Origin of the sequence: Microbacterium oryzae, assembly GCF_030406385.1 — a bacterium.
Lineage (GTDB): Bacteria > Actinomycetota > Actinomycetes > Actinomycetales > Microbacteriaceae > Microbacterium > Microbacterium oryzae_A.
Map to the genome: position 1 here is coordinate 1 of NZ_JAUEPM010000002.1, position 21,483 is coordinate 21,483.

Sequence of the window (21,483 nt, forward strand, 5' to 3'; positions counted from 1 at the left end):
GAGGGCACGATCCCGGAGGGGACCACGTTCCCGCTTCCGGACACCGCGACCGACGGTGACTACACGCTCGAGGCTCGCGACCCGGCGGTGAGCGACGAACCCGTCGCAACCGACGACCTCGTCGTCGGTGCTGCGGCTCAGTCGGTCGTCGGAACGGACCCTGCCTACGCGGGGCTCGACCTGCCGATCTCGGGTGACGGCTGGCCGGCCGGCTCGACGGTGACGGTGACCCTCGAGGACGAAGAGGGCAATGTCATGGCTGGTCCTGCGGAGGTCGAAACGGATGAGACCGGCTCCTTCCCCGCCGACGCGGTGCTGCCGCTGGGTGGTGACGTCGATGCCGGTGACTACACGCTGGTGGCTGTGAGCGGTGACCTCGAGGCGGCGGATGCGCAGCCGGTGTTCGCGCCGACGGTGGCGGCGGATGACCCCGCCGAGCCGGGCACGGACGTACCCGTGACGGGTGAGGGCTTCCCGCCGAGCACCGACATCGAGCTGGTCGTGGTCGACGACGAGGGCAACCCCGTCGAGAACGCCGATGGCAACCCGGTCGTCGTGACCTTCACGTCGACGCCGGAGGGCACGATCCCGGAGGGGACCACGTTCCCGCTTCCGGACACCGCGACCGACGGTGACTACACGCTCGAGGCTCGCGACCCGGCGGTGAGCGACGAACCCGTCGCAACCGACGACCTCGTCGTCGTCTCGGACGCGGACGTCGAGGCGAACGCCAATGCTTCGGCTTCTGCTGGGGCGTCGGCCGACGCTGATGACGACAGCAACGCGTCGGCTCAGGCCGCTGCGCAGGCTGCTGCTCAGGCTGACGCTTCGACGGCTGCGACTGCTGCGGCAAACGCGGACGCGACGGCTGCTGCTTCGTCGGCGGCGAACGCGGATGCGTCGAGCGATGCGTCGACGGATGTCTCCTCGGAGGCGAACGCTTCGGCGCAGGCGGCTGCTCAGGCGGCGTCGAACGCTGACGCGTCGTCGGCTTCGAACGCGGACGCGTCGTCGGCTGCGGAGGGCGATGCGTCGGCTGCGGCTGCTGCGGCGTCCAACGCGGACTCCTCGTCGGATGCGTCCTCGGCGGCGGCATCGAATGCCGACGGCTCTGCCGATGGTGACGACACGCAGGCCGACACGGCTGCCGATGCGGATGCTGACCAGAACGCCAACGCTTCGGCGTCGGCCGCGGCCTCGGCGAACGCTGATGACGACAGCAACGCGTCGGCTCAGGCCGCTGCGCAGGCTGCTGCTCAGGCTGACGCTTCGACGGCTGCGACTGCTGCGGCAAACGCGGACGCGACGGCTGCTGCTTCGTCGGCGGCGAACGCGGATGCGTCGAGCGATGCGTCGACGGATGTCTCCTCGGAGGCGAACGCTTCGGCGCAGGCGGCTGCTCAGGCGGCGTCCAACGCTGACGCGTCGTCGGCTTCGAACGCGGACGCGTCGTCGGCTGCAGAGGGCGATGCGTCGGCTGCGGCTGCTGCGGCGTCCAACGCGGACTCCTCGTCGGATGCCTCCTCGGCGGCGGCAGGAAACGCTGACGGTGCTGCAGATGGCTCGGACGACACGGCGGACGCGGACGCGAACGGCGACGACTCCCAGGCCGATACGGCCGCGGACAGCGATGCCAACGCGAATGCGTCGGCTTCGGCTGCCGCGTCGGCCAACGCCGATGACGACAGCAACGCGTCGGCTCAGGTCGCAGCACAGGCTGCTGCTCAGGCTGACGCTTCGACGGCTGCGACTGCTGCGGCAAACGCGGACGCGACGGCTGCTGCTTCGTCGGCGGCGAACGCGGATGCGTCGAGCGATGCGTCGACGGATGTCTCCTCGGAGGCGAACGCTTCGGCGCAGGCGGCTGCTCAGGCGGCGTCGAACGCTGACGCGTCGTCGGCTTCCAACGCGGACGCGTCGTCGGCTGCGGAGGGCGATGCGTCGGCTGCGGCTGCTGCGGCGTCCAACGCGGACTCCTCGTCGGATGCGTCCTCGACGGCGGCAGGAAACGCGGACGGCGGTGCCGACGGCTCGAACGTCGACTCGTCTTCGACCGCGGATTCGTCCTCGAACGCCGACTCGTCGGCGGACGGCGGCGATGACTCCTCGAACGCGACGTCCTCGTCGAACGCCGACGGGTCGAGCGACGGCGACAGCGGCATCTCGATGTCGCTGAAGCTCGAGCGCCGCATGGTCGGGGAGCAGCAGACCGCCTACGGTCACGGCTTCGAGCCGGGTGAGAAGGTCGCGGCGACCATGTACTCGACGCCGCAGGACCTCGGCACGCAGATCGCCGACGAAAACGGCGACGTGACCTTCACGTGGACCATCGCGGCCGGGACGTCGCTGGGTGAGCACCGCGTGGAGCTCGTCGGCGCGACCTCCGGGTCGGTGGACGACACCTTCGAGGTCTACGCCCGCGAGGGTCAGCTGTCGCCCACGGGCGGCGACCTGAGCGCACCGCTCGGCGGTCTGGCCGTCGCGATGCTCCTCGGAAGCGCGGCCATCTGGCTCGCGCTCCGGCGACGAGAAGCGAGCGTCTGATCCAGGCGTGACTCGGGTGCCTCGAGCGCGATCCGCTCGAGGCACCCGGTAACCTTTCAGGAAATCGACGGTGCCCCGGTGATCACCTCACCGGGGCATCGTCGGTTCGCAGAACTTCCGGCTTCTGGAGGCCTCTCGGTGCCCGATAAGACCCTTCCGCGTCGTCGCGTCGTCACCCGCGTCGTCATGGTGCTCGCCGTCGCCGTCACGGCCTGGCACGTGCTCGCGTCATTTCTGTGGATCGCGCCCTATTCGCCGCTCCGTGAGGTCGTCGGGCAGAAGGCGCTTTCGGCGTACATGCTCCCCGTCTTCGGGCAGTCCTGGAGCGTGTTCGCTCCCGAGCCGATCAACGGCGACTACCGCTTCGAGGTCCGTGCGCTTGTCGACGGCGAGGAGACGGAGTGGGTCAGCGCGAGCGATGTCGAACTGTCGATGATCCGGTACCACCTCTTCACGCCCCGTGCGGGCATCCAGGCGATGGACGTCTCAAGCCAGTTCAAGGGCGCCTGGGCGGACTTGAACGAGGACCAGCAGGCTGTCGCCGAGCTCAACTACTTCAAGGACGCGTGGGAGGACCGGATGGCCGAGGCCATGATCGCGTATGGCGACGAGGACGTCGTCGCGAACTACGTCGACCAAGAGCATCGCGCCACTGCGTACGCCACGCAGGTGGCCTACGCGATCTGGGGAGACGACGTGGAACGGGTCCAGTTCCGGGCGACGCGACAGAACGTCATCCCGTTCGAAGACCGTCACGACCCCGAAGCAGAGCGCCCGGCCATCCAGTACTCGCCGACCGGATGGCGCGCGCTGGTCATCGAGGATGGCCAGTCGCAGGAGGCGTTCGCCGACGTCTTCCGCCGCGCGTACGAGCGGATGGGCGAGTGAGCGGCCGCACGACGGCGAGCGCCGTCGCCGCGCGGGCGCCCCGCGCCATGGCTCGGCTCCTCGTCGAGCTCTGGCGCATCGTCGCGGGAGCGGTTCGGGGGGTGTGGCTGTTCGGAGAGTCCTGGCTGCTGGATTCGAAGAAGTCGCTCTACGGGATCGCCGTCACCCGCATCCTGCTCGGTCTCACCGGCATCGGCCTGCTGCTCACGAACTTCTCGAGCCGCCTCTACACCTTCGGGTCCGGCTCCGCGTGGAACGGCGAGGCGGCGGAGCCGGTCAGCGAGTTCCCGAAGATCTGGCTCTTCAGCTGGTTCGACCGGGTGCGACTGGACGACACCCTGTTCACCGTGCTCTACCTCGTCCTTCTCGCCCTCGCGGTGCTCTTCACGATCGGATGGCGCTTCAAGGTCGTCCTGCCGGTCTACTTCGTCCTGTGGATCAGCTTCATCGAGATGAACGACGCCGTCGGCGACCAGGGCGACAACATGTACCGGATCGTCCTGCTCCTGCTCTTCTTCGCCGACCCCGCCGCGCGCTGGTCCCTCGATGCGCGCCGCCGCGCGCGAAACGGGGATCGAACCATCCTGCCCCGCGAGATCAGCACCCTTCTGCACAATCTCGCGCTCGTCGCGTTGACCGCCCAGGTGTGCTTCGTCTACGCCTCGGGCGGTCTGTACAAGGCGGGCGGCGAGCCGTGGTCGGGCGGGTACGCGGTCTACGCGCCGCTCATGACGGAGCGGTTCGGCACGTGGCCGGTGCTCAGCGATCTCGTGACGGCGTGGGGGCCCGCGGTGACGATCGCGAGCTGGGGCTCGATCATCCTGCAGATCGCCTTCCCCTTCATGCTGCTGTCGCGCCCGACGCGCATCATCGCGCTCTTCGGCATCATGAGCTTCCACATCGGCATCGGGGTCCTCATGGGCCTGCCGTGGTTCTCGCTGGCGATGATCGGCATCGACTTCATCTTCATCCGCGATCGCACCTGGCGGCGTGCGCTCGAACTCGTGCGCACGAGCTTCCGCGAGGAGCCCCGACCGGGCGATATGTCGTCGACAGACAACGCTCTCGACGACCGTGACGATGCGGACCTGTCCGGTCGGGACAAATCATCTGCGAGGGTGTTGTCGAAGGCCTAACGTGGAGACCATCCTTCCCACCCCGTAGAAGAGGTGTGACTCATGGTCGACACAGTCGTTCGCCCCGTCCAGCCCAGCACGCGCCCGGTCGCCGCTGAGGCCGACGACGCCCGCATCGACATCTCCCGCGTCAATCGGATGCTGCTCGGCACCTGGGCGGAGATCCGGCTCGAAGCCCGCGAGATGATCAAGGACTCCGCGTTCTGGCGGATCGACGGCCTCAGCCACCACGCGCACCGCGAGCGGGTGCTCGATCAGACGCAGCGTCTCGCCGATCTGGGGGCGGGAGCGCGCGCCTACCCGCTCGAGTACGGCGGGAGCAACACCAACGGCGGCAACCTCGCCGGCTTCGAGGAACTGGTCCTCGCCGACCCCAGCCTGCAGATCAAGTCGGGCGTGCAGTGGGGCCTCTTCGGCAGCGCCGTTCTGCAGCTGGGCACCCAGAAGCACCACGACCGGTGGCTGCGCGACATCATGAGCTTGAAGATCCCGGGCGCCTTCGCGATGACCGAGACCGGACACGGCTCGGATGTCCAGTCGATCGGCACGACGGCGACCTACGACCCTGAGACGGAAGAGTTCGTCATTCACACGCCGTTCCGCGGGGCGTGGAAGGAGTACCTGGGAAACGCCGCGGTGCACGGGAAGGCCGCGACGGTGTTCGCGCAGCTCATCTCCCGCGGCGTCGACTACGGGGTGCACTGCTTCTTCGTGCCCATCCGCGACGAGCAGGGCGTCTTCCTGCCCGGCGTCGGCGGCGAGGACGACGGCGTCAAGGGCGGGCTCAATGGCATCGACAACGGACGACTTCACTTCGACCGCGTGCGCGTCCCGCGGGAGAACCTGCTGAACCGGTACGGCGACGTCGCACCGGACGGCACCTACACCAGCCCGATTGCGAGCCCCGGCCGCCGTTTCTTCACGATGCTCGGCGCGCTCGTGCAGGGCAGGGTCTCGCTCGACGGCTCCGGCACGCTGGCCTCCGCGCTCGGACTGAAGATCGCCGTCACCTACGGCAACGAGCGCCGGCAGTTCGACAGCGGCAGCGGCACGGGGGAGACGGTGCTGCTGGACTACGGCAAGCACCGCCGCCGCCTCCTGCCGCTCCTCGCCACCACGTACGCGCAGTCGTTCGCGCACGACGAGCTGCTGGTGAAGTTCGACGGCGTCTTCAGCGGCGAGGCCGACACCGACGAGAACCGGCAAGACCTCGAGACGCTGGCGGCGGCGCTGAAGCCGCTGTCGACATGGCATGCCCTCGCGACCCTGCAGGAATGCCGCGAGGCCTGCGGCGGCGCGGGCTACATGGCCGAGAACCGCCTCGTCACGCTCCACCAGGATCTCGACGTCTTCACGACGTTCGAGGGCGACAACAACGTCCTGCTGCAGCTCGTCGGAAAGCGCCTCCTCACCGACTACGGCGCGCAGTTCAAGGGCAAGGACGCCCGTGCCCTTGCCCGCTACGCCGTCGGCGAGACCGCGGGCAAGATCTTCCACGGTGCGGGGCTCCGCCGTCTCGGCCAGGCCGTGGCCGACCGGGGATCCACCGCCCGCTCCGTCGAGCTGGGTCTGCGCGCCGACGACCAGCAGCAGCTGCTCACCGACCGCGTGCAGCGCATGGTCGCCGATGTCGCGGGCCGCCTGCGCCTGGCGTCGCGGCTGACGCCGGCGCAGGCGAGCGACCTCTTCAACGAGAACCAGGTCGAGCTGCTGGAGGCCGCGCGCGCCCACGGTGAGCTCCTGCAGTGGGAGGCCTTCACGGATGCCCTGGGCCAGGTCGACGACGACGGCACGCGGCAGGTGCTCACCTGGCTGCGCGACCTCTTCGGCCTCAGCCTCATCGAGAAGCACCTCGCCTGGTACCTGCTGCACGGGCGCCTGTCGACGCAGCGCGCGGCCGCGGTGTCCCGGTACATCGACCGCCTCTGCGCGCGCCTCCGGCCGCACGCGCAGGACCTCGTCGACGCCTTCGGCCTCGCCCCCGAGCACGTCCGCGCGCCCATCGCCTCGGGCCGGGAGCAGGAGCGCCAGGAGGAGGCGGCCGCCTACTACGCGGCGCTGGCCGCGAGCGGCGATGCTCCCGTGAAGGAGAAGAAGCAGAAGCGCTGAGCGCGCGACGTGCTCACGCTTCGGCGACGTCCGCGTCGTCGGGGTGCCTCAGGTCCTCGGCGGTCGCGACCAGCTCGTCGAGGAACCGGATGATCACCTCGCGCTCCTCGGGGGCCAATGATGCCGCGACGTCGAACCGGCGGGCGTGGATGCGGCCCACGGTCGCGCGAGCGGCGACGCTGGTCTCCTCACTGACCTCGATGGCCAGGCTGCGGCGGTCGGTCGGGTGCGGCAGGCGCCGCACGTGGCCGCCCGCGGCCAGCCGATCCAGCAGCTTCGTGGTCGAGGCCGTGGAGATGCCGAGGTGAGCGGCGATCGAGCTGGGCGTCACGACCGCGCCGTGACGCTGCGCGGCGATCAGGTAGCGCAGCGCGCGCATGTCGGTGGTGCCGAGCTTCATGTAGCGCCGCGACGCCTCGCTCAGCTCGGCCTCCGTGTCGCGCCACCTCTTCATGGCCTCGAGGACGCGGACGACCTGCGTGATCTCCTCGGCCGGAAGGTGGGCGCGCTGGACCAGCTCCTCGTCCGGGTCGACGACCCGCGGATCGAGCAGCGAGAACGGCTCCTCCGTCGGCGACTTGTCTTCAGGCACGGCTCGAGCTTACTCCTTATATTGAAATCAGCTACGTTGATAGCTAGCTTGGGGAAAGATCATAAGGAGAGACGGATGACGACTGCAGTCGAGCGCGTGGTGCTCCTCGACGATGAGGGGCGCTCGGTCGGCGCGGCGCCCAAGGCGACCGTCCACACCGAGAGCACGCCGCTCCACCTCGCCTTCTCCTGCCACGTCCTCGATCCACGAGGGAGGATCCTCCTCTCGCGTCGTGCGCTCTCGAAGCGCACGTGGCCGGGAACCTGGACGAACGCGTTCTGCGGCCATCCGAGCCCCTTCGAGGCGATTCCCGCCGCTCTCGAGCGGAGGGCGAAGGAGGAGCTCGGCCTCGTCCTGCGCGATGTGCGCCTGGTGCTGCCCGACTTCCGCTATCGCGCCGTGGATGCGTCGGGCATGGTCGAGAATGAGGTCTGTCCCGTCTACTTCGCGGTCGCCGACGACCAGCCGGCTCCCGCCCCGGACGAGGCGATGGACGTGAGGTGGGCGGATGCGGACGATCTGGCGACGGCGCTCGACGCGGCCCCGTGGGCGTTCAGCCCCTGGCTCGTGCTGCAGGCCAGGGAGCTCTCGCCCGGCGGCGCCATCAGCGGCGCCGCGTGGCGGGGTGCGGTGACATGATGACGAGCGACACCATGGCACACGACGCGCTGAGCGCGATGCTCGAGACGTTCTTCGCCGAGCGGCAGGCACGCGCCGAGGAGCTCGGGCCGGCCTACGCCGCGCTCTGGCGGCGGATGGCCGAGGCCGTGCGGGGTGGGAAGCGATTGCGGCCGCGGCTGGTCCTCACCGCGCACGCCGAGCTCGGCGGCATCGACGAGGCGGCTGCCCACACCGCGGCCGCCGCCTTCGAGCTGCTGCACACCGCTCTGCTGTTCCACGACGACCTGCTCGACGGCGACCTCGTGCGGCGCGGCAGGCCGAACCTCGCCGGCACGTTCACCGCGGAGGCGATGGATGCGGGCACGAGCGCCGACGCTGCGACCGCCTGGGGTCAGGCATCCGGGCTGCTCGCGGGGGACCTGCTGCTGAGCGCCGTCCACGCGCTCGTCGCCCGGATCGAGAGCCCCGCCCGGGTGGCCGTTCACGAGATCATCGACGACTGCCTCTTCCTCACCTCCGCGGGGGAGCACGCCGACATCGGATTCGCGCACGACACGATGCCCGCCGAGGCCGCCGACATCGTCCGCATGATGGAGCAGAAGACGGCCAGCTACTCCTTCGCGGCCCCGCTGCGCGCCGGCGCCGCACTCGCCGGCGCCGGCCCGCTCGTCGATGCCTCCCTGCAGCGGATCGGCACGCAGATGGGCTTCCTCTATCAGCTGCGCGACGACGTGCTCGGCGTCTTCGGCGTCGAGTCGCGCACGGGCAAGACCGCCCTGGGCGATCTGCGCGAGGGCAAGCGCACCCTGCTCATCGCGTTCGCCGAGGACCAGGCCGCCTGGCGCGAGGTCCGTCACCTCTTCGGTCGGCGGTCGCTGGAGGAGGAGGGCGCCGCCCTGCTGCGGAACGCGCTCGTCGCGAGCGGCGCCGCCGCCGAGATCGAGCGCGTCATTGCGGAGCAGTGCGCGATCACGCGCGCGGAGATCGCCGACGCGCCGCTTCCCGATGGCCTGCGCGAGGAGCTCGACGCCCTCACCGTGCGCTGTGCGGAGCGCGACGCATGAGCGGTCTGGACCTCTACACGCGCACAGCGCGGGCCGCGGCAGCCCGCGTCATCACCGCCTACTCGACGTCGTTCGGCCTCTCCAGCCGGCTCCTGCCATCCGAGGTGCGCGCCTGCATCTCCGACGTGTACGCGCTCGTGCGCGTGGCCGATGAGATCGTCGACGGCCCGGCGGCGGAGGCCGGGCTCGACGCGGGCGAGAAGCGCGCCGTCCTCGACGCCCTCGAGGAGGAGACGGTGCGCGCGATGTCGTCGGGCTTCAGCGCCAACCTCGTCGTGCACGCGTTCGCGCACACGGCGCGGCGCACCGGCATCGGCGAGGACCTCGTGCGTGCGTTCTTCGCCTCGATGCGGATGGACGCCGACGGCGTGGAGATCTCGGACGACGCGACGTACCGGCGGTACATCCACGGCTCCGCGGAGGTCGTCGGGTCGATGTGCCTGCGCGGGTTCGCCCAAGAGGACCCCCGCCTCGTGATCGACGAGGCGATGGAGGAGGGCGCCCGGCGCCTCGGCGCCGCGTTCCAGAAGGTGAACTTCCTCCGCGACCTCGCCGAGGACTGCGACGGGCTGGGGCGCTCGTACTTCCCGGGCGTCGACCCGCACGCGTTCACCGAGGCCGACAAGCTCCGGATCGTCGCGGAGATCGATGACGACCTCGCCGTCGCCCGCGCCGCGATCGTGCGCCTTCCGCCCGCCTCCCGGCGCGCGACGACGGCGGCGGCCGACCTGTTCGGCCGCCTCAACGACCTGCTGCGCGCGGCACCGGCGGGGGAGCTCCTCGTGCGGCGCGTGTCGGTTCCGACGAGCGAGAAGCTCCGGGTGATCGCCGCTGCCATGGTGCGCGGCACGAGAGAAGGAGCGGCATGACCGCACGACGGGTCCTCGTCATCGGCGGCGGCATCTCGGGGCTCGCAACGGCGGCGCTCCTCGCACACGACGGGGCCGACGTCACGCTCCTCGAGGCGCGCGACGACCTGGGCGGACGCGCGGGCCGGTGGAGCGCCGACGGCTTCGTCTTCGACACGGGCCCCTCGTGGTACCTCATGCCGGAGGTCTTCGATCACTTCTTCCGGCTGCTCGGCACGTCCGCGGCCGAGCAGCTCGACCTCGTGCCGCTCGACCCGGCGTACCGCGTGTACTTCGAAGGCGACGACGAGTCGTTCGATCTCCCTGCGGAGGGCGCCCGCGAGGCGCTGCGGGCACTGGACCCCGCGTCCGCCGGCCGGATCGACGCCTACCTCGCCTCGGCTGAGGAGACGTACGGGCTGGCCACCGCGAAGTTCCTCTACAGCACGTTCGAGTCGATGCGCCCGCTGCTCGACTCGTCCACGCTGGCGCGGCTGCCGCGGCTCGCACGCCTGCTCGCCGAGCCGATGGAGCGCTTCATCGCCCGTCACGCCGACGACCCGCGGCTGCGGCAAGTTCTCGGGTACCCGGCGGTCTTCCTCGGCACCTCGCCCTCGCGCGCCCCCGCCATGTACCACCTGATGAGCCACCTCGACGTGGGGCAGGGGGTGCTGTACCCGCGGGGCGGATTCGGCGCGGTGATCGACGCGATCGCGCGCCTCGCCGCGGCGAACGGGGTCGAGCTGCGCACGGGTGCTCCTGTGACCCGCATCCTCGTCAAGGATGGTGCCGCCTGCGGCGTCGAGATCGAGGGCGCGGATGGCACGCGCGAGCAGCTCCTCGCCGACACCGTCGTCTCGTCGGCCGACCTGCATGTGACCGAGCGCCTCCTCCCGTCGGCCAGCCGTTCACGCAGCGCCGCGTGGTGGGACCGGCGGGATCCGGGCCCCGGAGCGGTGCTCGCCCTGCTCGGCGTGCGCGGCGAGCTGCCGCAGCTGGCGCACCACACGCTGTTCTTCACGCGCGATTGGGACCGCGGCTTCGAGGCCATCCACGGCCGCGAGCCCTCGATTCCCGACCCCGCGTCGCTGTACGTGTGCCGCCCGAGCGCGACCGATGACGCGGTAGCCCCGGCCGGCCACGAGAACCTCTTCGTGCTCGTGCCGGTTCCCGCAGACACCGGCATCGGGTTCGGCGGGGTGGATGGCGCGGGTGACGCGGCCGTGGAGCGCACGGTGGACGCGGCCATCACGGAGATCGCGGACTGGGCGGGCGTTCCCGACCTCGCCGAGCGGATCGTCGTGCGCCGCAGCATCGGGCCGGCGGACTTCGAGCGCGACTTCGGCGCGTGGCGCGGCGGCGCTCTCGGCCCCGCGCACACCCTCCGTCAGAGCGCGTTCCTGCGCGGATCCAACGTCTCCTCCCGGGTCGACGGCCTCCTCTACGCCGGAGCCACGACCATCCCCGGGATCGGCCTGCCGATGTGTCTCATCAGCGCGGAGCTCGTGCTGAAGCGGCTGCGCGGGGACGTCTCCGCCGGACCTCTGCCGGAACCCCAGCCGGAGCCGGTGTGAATCTCGTCTACCTCGCCGCGCTCCTGGTCTCGTTCGCCTGCGTGCTCGTCGTCGACCGGCGCTTCCGCCTGTTCCTCTGGCGCGCGCCGCGCACCGCGCTCGCGGTGCTGGCAGTCGGACTCGTCTTCTTCCTCGCGTGGGACGCGGCGGGGATCGCCCTGGGCGTGTTCTTCCGCGCCGAGACGACGTTCATGACGGGCATCGTCCTCGCGCCGGAGCTGCCGCTGGAGGAACCGGTGTTCCTGCTCTTCCTGTGCGAGCTGACGATGGTGCTCTTCTGCGGCGCCGAGCGCCTTCTGGCCCGCCACGCGGGAAGGACGCGCTCGTGACGTACGCGCTGCTGTGCGCGGTGTTCCTCGGCGTCGCGGTCGTGGCCGCAGTCGCCCTGACCGTCGCGCGGAGACGGGGGAGCCGGCCCCCTGTCCGCAACGTCGTGCTCGCCGCCCTGCTCGCGGCGGCGGCGCTCCTCGTGCTGACGGCGGTCTTCGACAACGTCATGATCGCCGCAGGGCTCTTCGCCTACTCGGACGCCCACATCTCCGGGATGCGGATCGGAACCGCCCCGGTCGAGGACTTCACGTACCCGCTGGCCGCGGCCATCCTGCTGCCCGCCCTCTGGCTCTTCCTCCGGAGGCGACATGATTCGTGAGCTCTTCCTCTCCTCGCGCCCGCTGAGCTGGATCAACACCGCGTTCCCGTTCGCCGCGGCGTACCTGCTCGCCACCCGCGAGGTCGACGTCGTGCTCGTCGTCGGCACCCTGTTCTTCCTGGTGCCCTACAACCTCGCCATGTACGGCGTGAACGATGTCTTCGACTACGCGTCCGACCTCGCCAACCCGCGGAAGGGCGGCGTCGAGGGTGCGCTCCTCGAACCCGCGCACCATCGCACGGTGCTCCTCTCGGCCGCGCTCTCGTGTCTGCCGTTCGTCGTGGCGCTGTTCATCTTCGGGGCGCCCGCGTCCTGGGCCATCCTCGCCGTGAGCCTCTTCGCCGTCGTCGCCTACTCGGCGCCACCGTTCCGCTTCAAGGAGGTGCCGTTCCTCGACTCGCTGACCTCGAGCATCCACTTCACGAGCCCCGCGCTCTACGGGCTCGTGCTCGGAGGCGGCGACCTTGACCGCGGCGCGCTGACCGTGCTCGCGGCGTTCCTGCTGTGGGGGATGGCCAGCCATGCGTTCGGCGCGGTGCAGGACGTCGTCCCGGATCGCGAGGGCGGCATCGCCTCCATCGCCACCGTGTTGGGTGCCGCCCGCACCGTGTGGTTCGCGCTCGCAGCCTGGCTCGCAGCAGGGGTGCTTATGCTGACAACGGGGTCTCCCGGAGCATGGGCGGCGCTGCTGGCGCTGCCCTATCTGTGGGCCGCCGCGCCGTTCGCCCGTGTGTCCGACGCGGACTCCGCCCGCGCGAACCGCGGGTGGCGCCACTTCCTCTGGATCAACTACGCCGCCGGCTTCGTCGTCACGATGATCCTCATCGTGTTCGCGATGCAGACCGCCTGACCATCCGCCATGACCGACAGGAGAACTGCCATGACCACGGCCTCCACCGTCCCGTATGCGTCGCCCGCCTCGGCGGACGGCGCACCGTTCGTCTCGACACCCCAGCGATACGACGCCATCCTCCTCGCCGGGTTCGGCGGTCCGGAGGGGCAGGACGACGTCATCCCGTTCCTGCGCAACGTCACGCGCGGGCGCGGCATCCCCGACGAGCGGCTCGAGGAGGTCGCGCACCACTACCGGCACTTCGGCGGTGTCAGCCCGATCAACGCGCAGAACCGCGCGCTGAAGGCGGCGCTCGAGGCGGAGATCGCGCGTCGCGGTCTCGACCTCCCTGTCTACTGGGGCAACCGCAACTGGGCGCCGTACCTGGGCGACGTCGTGCAGGAGGCCGCTCAGGACGGGCGCACCCGCCTCCTCGCCGTGGCGACGAGCGCCTACAGCTCGTTCTCGAGCTGCCGCCAGTACCGCGAGGACTTCGCCCGCGTGCTGGAGGAGACCGCCCTCGGCGGCGAGGTCACCATCGACAAGGTGCGTCAGTTCTTCGACCACCCCGGCTTCGTCGACGCGTTCGTCGACGGCGTGGTCGACGCCGTCCGCGGGTTCTTCGCGGATGGCGTCGCGTCGCAGGCGGTGAAGGTGCTGTTCACGACGCACAGCATCCCCGTCGACGATGCGCTGCGCTCGGGCCCCCGCGACATCGACTTCGGTCCCGGCGGCGCGTACGAGGCGCAGCACAGGGCCGTGGCCGAGGTCGTCATGGCGAAGGTGGGGGAGATCCTGCCGGAGGCCGCCGACATCTCGTGGGAGCTCGTGTACCAGTCGCGGTCGGGCCCCGCGTCGCAGCCCTGGCTCGAGCCCGACATCTGCGACCGCATCGCAGAGCTCCCCGCCGAGACGGCGGAGGCCGTGGCGATCGTGCCGGTCGGCTTCCTCAGCGACCACATGGAGGTCATGTGGGACCTCGATGAGGAGGCGCTGGAGGCCGCCGAGGAGGCGGGCCTCAAGGCCGTGCGCACGCCCACCCCGGGAGCGGACCCCCGCTTCGTGGCGGGCGTCGTCGACCTCGTCGAGGAGCGGATGGCCGCTACGCCGCGGGAGGAGCGGCCGAGCCTCACGAAGCTCGGCCCCTGGTACGACGTGTGCCGCCCCGGCTGCTGCGAGAACGTGCGCGCGGGGTTCAAGCCCGCCGCGGCCGGCGTCGCGCCGTGATCGGCTCCCACTCCGCGCCGGAGCCGGCGCGGAGTGGGAACCTCCGCCCTCGGCACGGCAGAATGGAGCGGGGAGGATGAGCATGGTTCACTCGGAGATCGCCGGCGCGGAGATCCACCAGGCCGCGGAGTGCCCGACGTGCTTCGTCGAGCTGCAGCGCGACGGCGGCTGGTGGCAGGCGCGTCCGGCCGGATCCCGGCTGGTGGGCCTCGTCGTGCAGCGCGATGACATGCCGTCGGTCATCCAGCAGCGCGAGGACCTGGCGCGCTTCGGTGTGCCGATCGACGGCTTCCGGCACCCGGCTCCGGACATCCTCGAGTCGTGGGAGGAGCGGCTGCACCGGCTGTTCTCACGGCTGAAGGGCGGCGATGTGCTCGTCGTCGCGAGCGTGCACGCCCTCGGGCGCGATGCCGCGGAGGAGGTTCGCACGGTCGCGGAGCTCAGTCGTCGCGGCGTCGTCGTGAAGGTGCTCGACCACGGTCAGAAGCACCTCCACGACGCGTGAGGTCGCTCGGGGCTGCCCCTCGCCCCGGACGTTGAGCGAGCGAAGCGAGCCGTCCGGGTCACTCATCCCGGTCGTTGAGCGAGCGAAGCGAGACGAAACGCCTCGCCTGGGTCATCCGCCCCGGACGTTGAGCGAGCGAAGCGAGATGAAACGCTCCGTCCGGGTCACTCCTCCCGGTCGTTGAGCGAGCGAAGCGAGACGAAACGCCCCGTCTGGGTCATTCACTCCGGACGTTGAGCGAGCGAAGCGAGACGAAACGCCCCGTCCCGCCCCGCCTCAGATGAGCGAGAGCTCCTTGAGCTTCGCCTCGACGTCGGCGTTCGTCGGCTCCACGTGATGGGTGGCGTCGGGGTAGACCACGACCGGGATGTTCGTGCGGCCGGAGATGTCCTTTGCGACCTGCGCCGCCGACGGGTCGGCCTCGAGGTCGACGTACGTGTATGCGATGCCGAGGCCGTCGAGCTGCGCCTTCGTGCGGCGGCAGTCGCGGCACCACTCGGCGCCGAACATGGTGATCTCGTTGCTCGCGGGAGTCGTCATGCCTTCCAGCGTACGCGCGTGGCGGCGGGCGGGCGCTGCGAGCCCGGCGCGGCGAGCGGGCGTTCGTGTGGCGGCCGGTGGACGGCTCCGTGTCTCACTTCTGGTGGCTTGCCGCCGGTCATTCCCGCCTGGAGTGAGACACGGTGCCTGGGGCGACGGCTCTGTGTCTCACTTCTGGTGGCTTGCCGCCGGTCATTCCCGCCCGGAGTGAGACACGGTGCCTGGGGCGACGGCTCCGTGTCTCACTTCTGGTGGCTTGCCGCCGGTCATTCCCGCCCGGAGTGAGACACGGTGCCTGGGGCGCCGACGCTGAGCCCGCCGACGCGGCAGGACTCAGACCTTCGCCGCGTCCACCACGACGACCGCCCACGACAGCGGCGGGAGCGTCGCCCGCAGCGTGCCCTCGTCGAAGCCGACCTCGCGCAGGGGCACGAGCCCGACCCGATCCTGGTCGCCCTCGACGTTCGCCGTGCCGCGGTCGCCGCCCTCGGGCGTGGTCAGCACCTCGGCCGAGCGGATGGCCGTGGCCGAGAGCCCGCGGAGGTCCACCGTCACCTCGCCCGACTCCTCGAGGGAGCGGTTGGCGAGGAACAGCGCGACGGTTCCGTCGGCCTCGTCCCACGTGGCGGCGGCGTCGACCGCGTCGACGTCTCCGAACTTGCGCGTGGGGATCTGCGACGACTCGACCGCGAGCCGCAGGATCCGGCCCTTGGCGAGCTGGGCCATCCGGGCGAACGGCCAGAAGATCGACTGACGCCAGGCGGGGCCGCCCTCCTCTGAGCGGATGGGCGCGATCACGTTGACGAGCTGCGCCTGGTTCGCGATGCGGACGCGGTCGCCGTGCCGGAGGAGGCTGTGGAGGAGCGTGCCGACGACGACGGCGTCGGTGACGTCGTAGGTGTCCTCGATGAGGCGCGGGTGCTCGCGCCAGCCCGCCGCGGCGATCTCGTGAGCCTCGACCTCGTTGTACCGGGTCTGGTCCCACACGTTCCACTCGTCGAACGAGATGTCGATCTGCTTGCGGTGCTTGCCGGCGGCCTTCACGCCGTCGATCGTGGCGACGACTCCGTCGATGAACGCGTCCATGTCGACGCCCTCGGCGAGGAACGACGCGGCGTCGCCGTCGTGCTCCTGGTAGTACGCGTGCATGGAGATGTAGTCGACCTCCTCGTACGCGTGCGTGAGCACGGTGTGCTCCCACGTCCCGAAGGTCGGCATCTCCCTGCTGGAGGAGCCGACGGCGACGAGCTCGATCGTCGGGTCGACCAGGCGCATGGCCTTCGCGGTCTCCTGCGCGAGCCGGCCATACTCGTCCGCGGCCTTGTGGCCGATCTGCCAGGGGCCATCCAACTCGTTGCCCAGGCACCACAGGCGGATGTCGAACGGGTCCGCCGCGCCGTTCTTGCGGCGCAGGTCGGACCAGTACGTTCCGCCCGGATGGTTCGCGTACTCGACGAGCGCGCGGGCCTCCTCCACGCCGCGGGTGCCGAGGTTCACCGCCTCCATGATCTCGACGTCGGCCTCCTTGGCCCAGTCGACGAACTCGTGCAGACCGAACGCGTTCGTTTCGACGGTGTGCCAGGCCCCGTCGAGGCGGCGCGGCCGGTTCTCGACCGGCCCGACGCCGTCCTCCCAGAGATAGCCCGAGACGAAGTTGCCGCCCGGGTAGCGGATGACGGTGGGCCCGAGCTCCTTCACGAGCTGCAGCACGTCGCGTCGGAAGCCGCGCTCGTCGGCCTGCGGGTGCCCCGGCTCGTAGATGCCGGTGTACACGCACCGGCCCATGTGCTCCACGAACGAGCCGAAGAGCCGCCGCGGCACGTCGGCGATCGTGAAGTCGCGGTCGATGGTGATGCGGGCGCTGGTCATGGTTCTCCTGTTCTGCGTGCGCGAGGTCACTGGCCGCCGAAGCCCGTGGTCGCGACGCCCTTGACGATCTGCTTCTGGAAGATGAGGAACACAATGATGAGCGGCAACGCGGCGAGCACGGCCTGCGCCATGATCTGCGCGTACTGCACGCCGTAGGCGCTGATGACGGTCTGCAGGCCGACCGGCAGGGTCATGAGCGTGGTGTCGTTGATGACGAGGAACGGCCAGAGGAAGTTGTTCCACGCGCCGATGAACACGAAGATCGCCACCGACGCGAGGATCGGCCGCGACAGCGGCAGCACGATCGACCAGAACACCCGGAAGCGGCTCGCGCCGTCGACGCGGGCGGCCTCCTCGAGCTCGATCGGCACGGCGTCGAAGAACTGCTTGAGGATGAACACCATCGCCGGCGCCACCACCTGGGGGAGGATGAGCCCCCAGTGCGTGTCGACGAGGTGGAAGGCGAGCATCTCGTAGAACAGCGGGATGATGAGCGCCTGCGGCGGGACGACGATGCCGGCGATCACGACGACGTAGAGCCACCGGCGGCCGCGGAAGTCCATCCGCGAGAACGCGTAGGCCGCGAGCGCCGAGATCGCGAGGGTGATCAGGGTCACCGCCACCGACGTCCAGAGGCTGTTGAAGGCCCAGATCCAGACGTTCCCCTGCGAGAGGATGGCCGTGAACGCCCCCGTGGTCGGCCCGCTCGGCCCGATCCAGGAGGGATCGCCGGAGGCGGCGTCGTTCTCCGTCTTGAAGGCCGTCGCGACCGCCCAGAGGAACGGCAGCAGCCATCCGATCGCCATCAGCAGCAGCACGATGAACGCGACGATCCGCAGCGGGCTGAACGGCTTCGACCCCGGCTTGCGCTCGTGCGTGCCGGCGCCGGTCGGCGCGACGATGGTCTCGGTGAGGGTGGTCATCACTGCTCCTTCCGGCGCCCGACGACGAGCGCCTGAGCGATGCCGATCACGACGATCAGCGCGAAGAACACGTAGGAGATCGCGGCGGAGTAGCCGAATCGGTAGCCGACGAAGCCGGCCTCGTACATGTACTGCACGATGGAGCGCGTGGTGTCGCTCGCGACGCCGCCGAGCATCTGGTACGCCTGGTCGAACAGCTTCAGCGACGCGAGGATCTGCAGCATGACGATGAGCACGGTCGCGGGGCCGAGCTGGGGGATCGTGATCGACCAGAGCTGACGCCACGGCCCCGCGCCGTCGAGCGAGGCGGCCTCGTACTGCTGGGCGGGGATGTTCTGGAGGGCCGCGAGGTACAGCAGGAAGTTGAACCCGACCGTCCACCACACCGTCGCGATGACGATGGCGATGAGGTTCGTGTCGGGGTTCTGCAGCCACGCGATGGGCGGCAGTCCGACGGCCTCGAGGAGATTGTTCGCTGCGCCGATCTGCGGGTTGAAGATCCACACCCAGATCTGCGAGATGACCGTCGAGGCCAGCAGGAACGGCATGAAGAACGACAGCCGCCACAGCCACTGACCCGGGATGCCGCGGTCGACGAGCACCGCCATGATGAGCGCGAGCACGACGAGTGGGATCGTCGACAGCACCGTGAACAGCAGGGTGTTGCCCATCGAGCGCCATGTGGTCGGGTCGCTGAGCGCCTCGGCGTAGTTCGCGAAGCCGATGATGTCGCCGCCGGCGCCGGTGAGCGACTGGTCGGTGAAGCTCAGGTAGATGCCGTGCAGGATGGGCCAGACGAGGAAGAGCGCGAACGCGACGAGGAACGGGGCGAGGAACGCCCAGCTCACGAGCTGCTCGCCGCGCTTGCCTCCCGCGTGCCCCGGTCGCTCGCGGGCCGCGCCCGTGACGATCGCGCGGGTGGTCTGCGGTGCCGTCGTCATGACTGCCACGTCCCCTCGGGGTCGGCGGGGTTCGGCCTGGAGAGCACGGCGTCGACCCGGCGCTGGAAGTCGGCGATCGCCGCGGCGGGGTCGCCGCCGCTCAGCAGCGCGTCCTGCACGGAGGCGCCGAAGTCGCCCTGGAAGTTGGAGCCGGATCCCGTGAACCAGGCCGGCGGGTCGTACGCCACGTGCTCGGCGGCATCCGCGTAGTGCGCCTGCGGCACGAGGTCGGCGTAGTCGGGGGACTGCGTGACGGGGAGGTAGGCGGGGATGTGGCCCGCTTCCGCCCAGTCGAACGACCCCTTGAGGAGATCCGCCACGAAGCGGTACGTGAGATCGCGCTTGTCGGGGTCGGGTTCGGTCTGATGCGGCAGGACGAAGGAGTGCGAGTCGGCGTAGACGGAGTCGGTGCCGAACAGCGTGGGGATCATCGTCGCGTCGAACGGGATGCCCGCGGCCTCCATCGTCCGCAGCTCCCACACGCCGGTGAGGAGCATGCCGCTCCGGCCCGTCGCGAACTCGGCGATCGCCGACTGGTAGTCGTTCTGCGGGGCTGCGATCTCGCCATCCAGCAGGTTCTGCATGAGGGTGAGCGACTCGACCGCCGCGTCCTGATCGAGCTCGCTCTTGCCGCCCTCGGGCAGCTCCATCTCGAGGCCGTGCTGCGTGTAGAGCGTGTAGAAGAGGCGCCACATCTGCGCGCCGTCGCCGAGGTACCCGTACGAGAGGCCGTGCCCCTCGGCGGAGCCCGCGACCGCGCGCGTGAGCTCGAGGAACTCGTCGGGACTCTGCGTGGGGTTGAGGCGCCCGTCGCTGTCGAGCACGCCCGCCGCGTCGCAGATGTCCGGGTTGAACATGAGGACGAACGGATGGGCGTCGAGCGCCACGCTGTAGAGCTCGCCTCCCGCGTGTCCCTTCTCCCAGATGGGAGCCGGGAACGTGGACTCGTCGACGCCGAGCTCGGCGAGCCGGTCGACGTCCCACGGGTCGAGGAGGCCGCCCGGCGCATAGCCTGCGACACGCGTCGCGTGCATGATGGCGACCTCGGGCGCGCGCCCGCCGGTCGCGGCCATGGCGAGCTTCGTGTAGTACGGCGACCCCCAGGCGAGCACGGTGGGCCGGACGCGGTAGTCGGACTGGGCGGCGTTCGCCGTGTCGAGCAGGCCCGACATGGTGACGCCGTCGCCGCCGCTGAGGAGGTGCCAGAACTGCAGCTCCTGCGGGGTCCGAGCACTGCCGGGAGGCGTGCAGCCGGCGAGGAAGGCGGTTCCCGCGAGGGCGGCGGCGCCGGCGAGCAGCTGCCGGCGCGTCATATGAAGCGATGGTGGCGCCATCGTCACTCCTTCGTGACTGTGTGACCAGGGTCCGGCCATCATTACATCGATGTAATAGCGCGTGCAAGAGGGGAGGCCGGACAGATGCAGGAGATCCGGCTGGGCACGCGCTGAGCGGCCCCGAGAACACGCCGCCCGGGCGCCGCTGAGAGCACGGATCTCCTGCGCTGCGTCCCGGGCCGGGGCGAGCTGCGCGCTGAAGCGGCAGCTCAGCGCGTCGTGCTGCCGCGGACGACGAGCTCGTACGGAACGCGCACCGCGCGCGGGGTGTGCGCGCGATCGCCCATGCGCCACTCGAGCAGGGTCAGCGCCTCGCGGGCGAAGGTGCGCCGGTCGAAGCGGATGGTCGTGAGCGAGGGGGTGGTGAAGCGCGCGATCTCGACGTCGTCGAATCCCGTGAGGAGGACGTCCTCTGGCACACGGAAGCCGTGCGCGTGGAGCGCGTGCAGCGCGCCGGCGGCGAGGGAGTCGGTGAACGCGACGATCGCGTCGAAGCGCACCCCCCGGGCGAGGAGATGCTCGACCGCGGCCGCGCCGGAGCCGACCGTCCACGGGAGGCTGCTGATCTCGAGCGCCGGGTCGGCGGGGATGCCGGCCTCGGCGAGCGCGTCGCGATACCCGGCCAGGCGCTCGCGGCTGGTCGCCGTCGCCGACGCGTCATCGCCATCCCCGCCCACCGCCGCGATACGGCGCGCGCCCTGCGCGATGACATGCCGCGTGACCTCGCGCGACGCGGCGAGGCTGTCGACGTGCACGCGGTCGGCGACGCGCTGCTCCACCTCCCCGATGAGGACGACCGGCGGGAGGTGGTCCGCGTGGCCGATGGCGCTGTCCTCGAAGCGGATGGGGTTGAGGATGAGGCCGTCGATGAGATGCGCCCGGGCGCGGGAGAGCAGCTCGTACTCGCGCCCGGGGTCGGAGGCGGTCTCCTCGACCTGCACGGCGAATCCGCGCTCGTGCGCCACCTCGACGAGACTGTGCAGCAGTTCGGCGGAGAACGCGGTGCCGAGGTCGGGGAGCGCGACGGCGATGGTGCCGGAGCGGCCGTTGCGCAATCCGCGCGCGCTGAGGTTCGGCACGAAGTCGAGCTCGCGCATGGCGGCCTCGACGCGCTCAGTCGTCTCCGGGCGCACGTAGGTGGTGCCGGTGACGACGTTCGAGACGGTCTTCGCGGACACGCCGGCCAGCGCCGCCACGTCCTTCATGGTGGCTCTCCCCGCCCGCCCCGCCATCCGCTCAGGATAATCCGGCATGTCCCACTCGTTCACGCCAAGAGGCGGTCATGAC

The 21,483-nt window shown here is 70.5% G+C and carries 19 protein-coding genes and 1 pseudogene; 13 read left to right on the forward strand and 7 right to left on the reverse strand.

What is annotated here, in order from left to right:
* The 4 genes and pseudogenes from QWJ90_RS03950 to QWJ90_RS03965 form a co-directional block, all read left to right on the forward strand.
* Nucleotides 1-2,544 (forward strand): annotated as a pseudogene (locus QWJ90_RS03950) (hypothetical protein); the annotation flags it as partial.
* A 138-nt stretch (nucleotides 2,545-2,682) separates the two neighbouring features.
* On the forward strand, nucleotides 2,683-3,432 hold the full coding sequence (locus tag QWJ90_RS03955) for a DUF5819 family protein (protein ID WP_290106365.1): 750 nt from the start codon (nucleotides 2,683-2,685) through the stop codon (nucleotides 3,430-3,432).
* Nucleotides 3,429-4,568, forward strand: a complete 1,140-nt coding sequence (locus tag QWJ90_RS03960) for an HTTM domain-containing protein (RefSeq protein WP_290106366.1) — start codon at nucleotides 3,429-3,431, stop codon at nucleotides 4,566-4,568. Before QWJ90_RS03955 ends, QWJ90_RS03960 begins: the two co-directional genes overlap by 4 nt.
* A gap of 42 nt (nucleotides 4,569-4,610) precedes the next feature.
* The gene (locus QWJ90_RS03965; protein WP_290106367.1) at nucleotides 4,611-6,677 is read left to right on the forward strand and encodes an acyl-CoA dehydrogenase family protein; all 2,067 of its coding nucleotides are present in this window, start codon (nucleotides 4,611-4,613) and stop codon (nucleotides 6,675-6,677) included.
* A 13-nt stretch (nucleotides 6,678-6,690) separates the two neighbouring features.
* On the opposite strand, the gene QWJ90_RS03970 is transcribed toward QWJ90_RS03965, so the two are convergent.
* Nucleotides 6,691-7,269, reverse strand: a complete 579-nt coding sequence (locus QWJ90_RS03970) for a MarR family winged helix-turn-helix transcriptional regulator (RefSeq protein WP_290106368.1) — start codon at nucleotides 7,267-7,269, stop codon at nucleotides 6,691-6,693.
* Nucleotides 7,270-7,344: 75 nt separating this feature from the next.
* Here QWJ90_RS03970 and idi point away from each other — a divergent pair, with 75 nt between their 5' ends.
* From idi to QWJ90_RS04015, 9 genes are all read left to right on the forward strand, one after another.
* Nucleotides 7,345-7,908, forward strand: a complete 564-nt coding sequence (gene idi, locus QWJ90_RS03975) for an isopentenyl-diphosphate Delta-isomerase (RefSeq protein WP_290106369.1) — start codon at nucleotides 7,345-7,347, stop codon at nucleotides 7,906-7,908.
* Nucleotides 7,909-7,922: 14 nt separating this feature from the next.
* Nucleotides 7,923-8,954, forward strand: a complete 1,032-nt coding sequence (locus QWJ90_RS03980; RefSeq protein WP_290106370.1) for a polyprenyl synthetase family protein — start codon at nucleotides 7,923-7,925, stop codon at nucleotides 8,952-8,954.
* On the forward strand, nucleotides 8,951-9,823 hold the full coding sequence (locus QWJ90_RS03985) for a phytoene/squalene synthase family protein (protein WP_290106371.1): 873 nt from the start codon (nucleotides 8,951-8,953) through the stop codon (nucleotides 9,821-9,823). Before QWJ90_RS03980 ends, QWJ90_RS03985 begins: the two co-directional genes overlap by 4 nt.
* Nucleotides 9,820-11,376, forward strand: coding sequence for a phytoene desaturase family protein (crtI, locus tag QWJ90_RS03990; RefSeq protein ID WP_290106372.1), 1,557 nt, complete (start codon nucleotides 9,820-9,822; stop codon nucleotides 11,374-11,376). Before QWJ90_RS03985 ends, crtI begins: the two co-directional genes overlap by 4 nt.
* Nucleotides 11,373-11,705, forward strand: coding sequence for a lycopene cyclase domain-containing protein (locus tag QWJ90_RS03995; RefSeq protein ID WP_290106373.1), 333 nt, complete (start codon nucleotides 11,373-11,375; stop codon nucleotides 11,703-11,705). Before crtI ends, QWJ90_RS03995 begins: the two co-directional genes overlap by 4 nt.
* Complete coding sequence (locus QWJ90_RS04000) at nucleotides 11,702-12,025, forward strand: lycopene cyclase domain-containing protein (RefSeq protein WP_290106374.1); 324 nt, start codon at nucleotides 11,702-11,704, stop codon at nucleotides 12,023-12,025. Before QWJ90_RS03995 ends, QWJ90_RS04000 begins: the two co-directional genes overlap by 4 nt.
* Nucleotides 12,015-12,875: a prenyltransferase gene (locus tag QWJ90_RS04005; RefSeq protein ID WP_290106375.1), complete on the forward strand. Its 861-nt coding sequence runs from the start codon at nucleotides 12,015-12,017 to the stop codon at nucleotides 12,873-12,875. Before QWJ90_RS04000 ends, QWJ90_RS04005 begins: the two co-directional genes overlap by 11 nt.
* Before the next feature lie 30 nt (nucleotides 12,876-12,905).
* A complete protein-coding gene (locus QWJ90_RS04010; RefSeq protein ID WP_290106376.1) occupies nucleotides 12,906-14,084 on the forward strand; it encodes a ferrochelatase in 1,179 nt (392 codons plus the stop codon).
* A gap of 82 nt (nucleotides 14,085-14,166) precedes the next feature.
* Nucleotides 14,167-14,589: a recombinase family protein gene (locus QWJ90_RS04015; RefSeq protein WP_290106377.1), complete on the forward strand. Its 423-nt coding sequence runs from the start codon at nucleotides 14,167-14,169 to the stop codon at nucleotides 14,587-14,589.
* A gap of 276 nt (nucleotides 14,590-14,865) precedes the next feature.
* Here the strand turns inward: QWJ90_RS04015 and QWJ90_RS04020 are convergent, their stop codons facing one another.
* The 6 genes from QWJ90_RS04020 to QWJ90_RS04045 form a co-directional block, all read right to left on the reverse strand.
* Nucleotides 14,866-15,129: a glutaredoxin family protein gene (locus QWJ90_RS04020; protein WP_290106379.1), complete on the reverse strand. Its 264-nt coding sequence runs from the start codon at nucleotides 15,127-15,129 to the stop codon at nucleotides 14,866-14,868.
* 333 nt (nucleotides 15,130-15,462) lie between these two features.
* On the reverse strand, nucleotides 15,463-16,998 hold the full coding sequence (locus QWJ90_RS04025) for an alpha-N-arabinofuranosidase (protein WP_290106380.1): 1,536 nt from the start codon (nucleotides 16,996-16,998) through the stop codon (nucleotides 15,463-15,465).
* A 26-nt stretch (nucleotides 16,999-17,024) separates the two neighbouring features.
* Nucleotides 17,025-17,921, reverse strand: coding sequence for a carbohydrate ABC transporter permease (locus tag QWJ90_RS04030; protein ID WP_290106381.1), 897 nt, complete (start codon nucleotides 17,919-17,921; stop codon nucleotides 17,025-17,027).
* Nucleotides 17,921-18,862: a carbohydrate ABC transporter permease gene (locus QWJ90_RS04035; protein WP_290106382.1), complete on the reverse strand. Its 942-nt coding sequence runs from the start codon at nucleotides 18,860-18,862 to the stop codon at nucleotides 17,921-17,923. Before QWJ90_RS04035 ends, QWJ90_RS04030 begins: the two co-directional genes overlap by 1 nt.
* The gene (locus tag QWJ90_RS04040) at nucleotides 18,859-20,175 is read right to left on the reverse strand and encodes an extracellular solute-binding protein (protein ID WP_290106383.1); all 1,317 of its coding nucleotides are present in this window, start codon (nucleotides 20,173-20,175) and stop codon (nucleotides 18,859-18,861) included. Before QWJ90_RS04040 ends, QWJ90_RS04035 begins: the two co-directional genes overlap by 4 nt.
* A gap of 230 nt (nucleotides 20,176-20,405) precedes the next feature.
* On the reverse strand, nucleotides 20,406-21,449 hold the full coding sequence (locus tag QWJ90_RS04045) for a LacI family DNA-binding transcriptional regulator (protein ID WP_290106385.1): 1,044 nt from the start codon (nucleotides 21,447-21,449) through the stop codon (nucleotides 20,406-20,408).
* Nucleotides 21,450-21,483 lie beyond the last annotated feature (34 nt).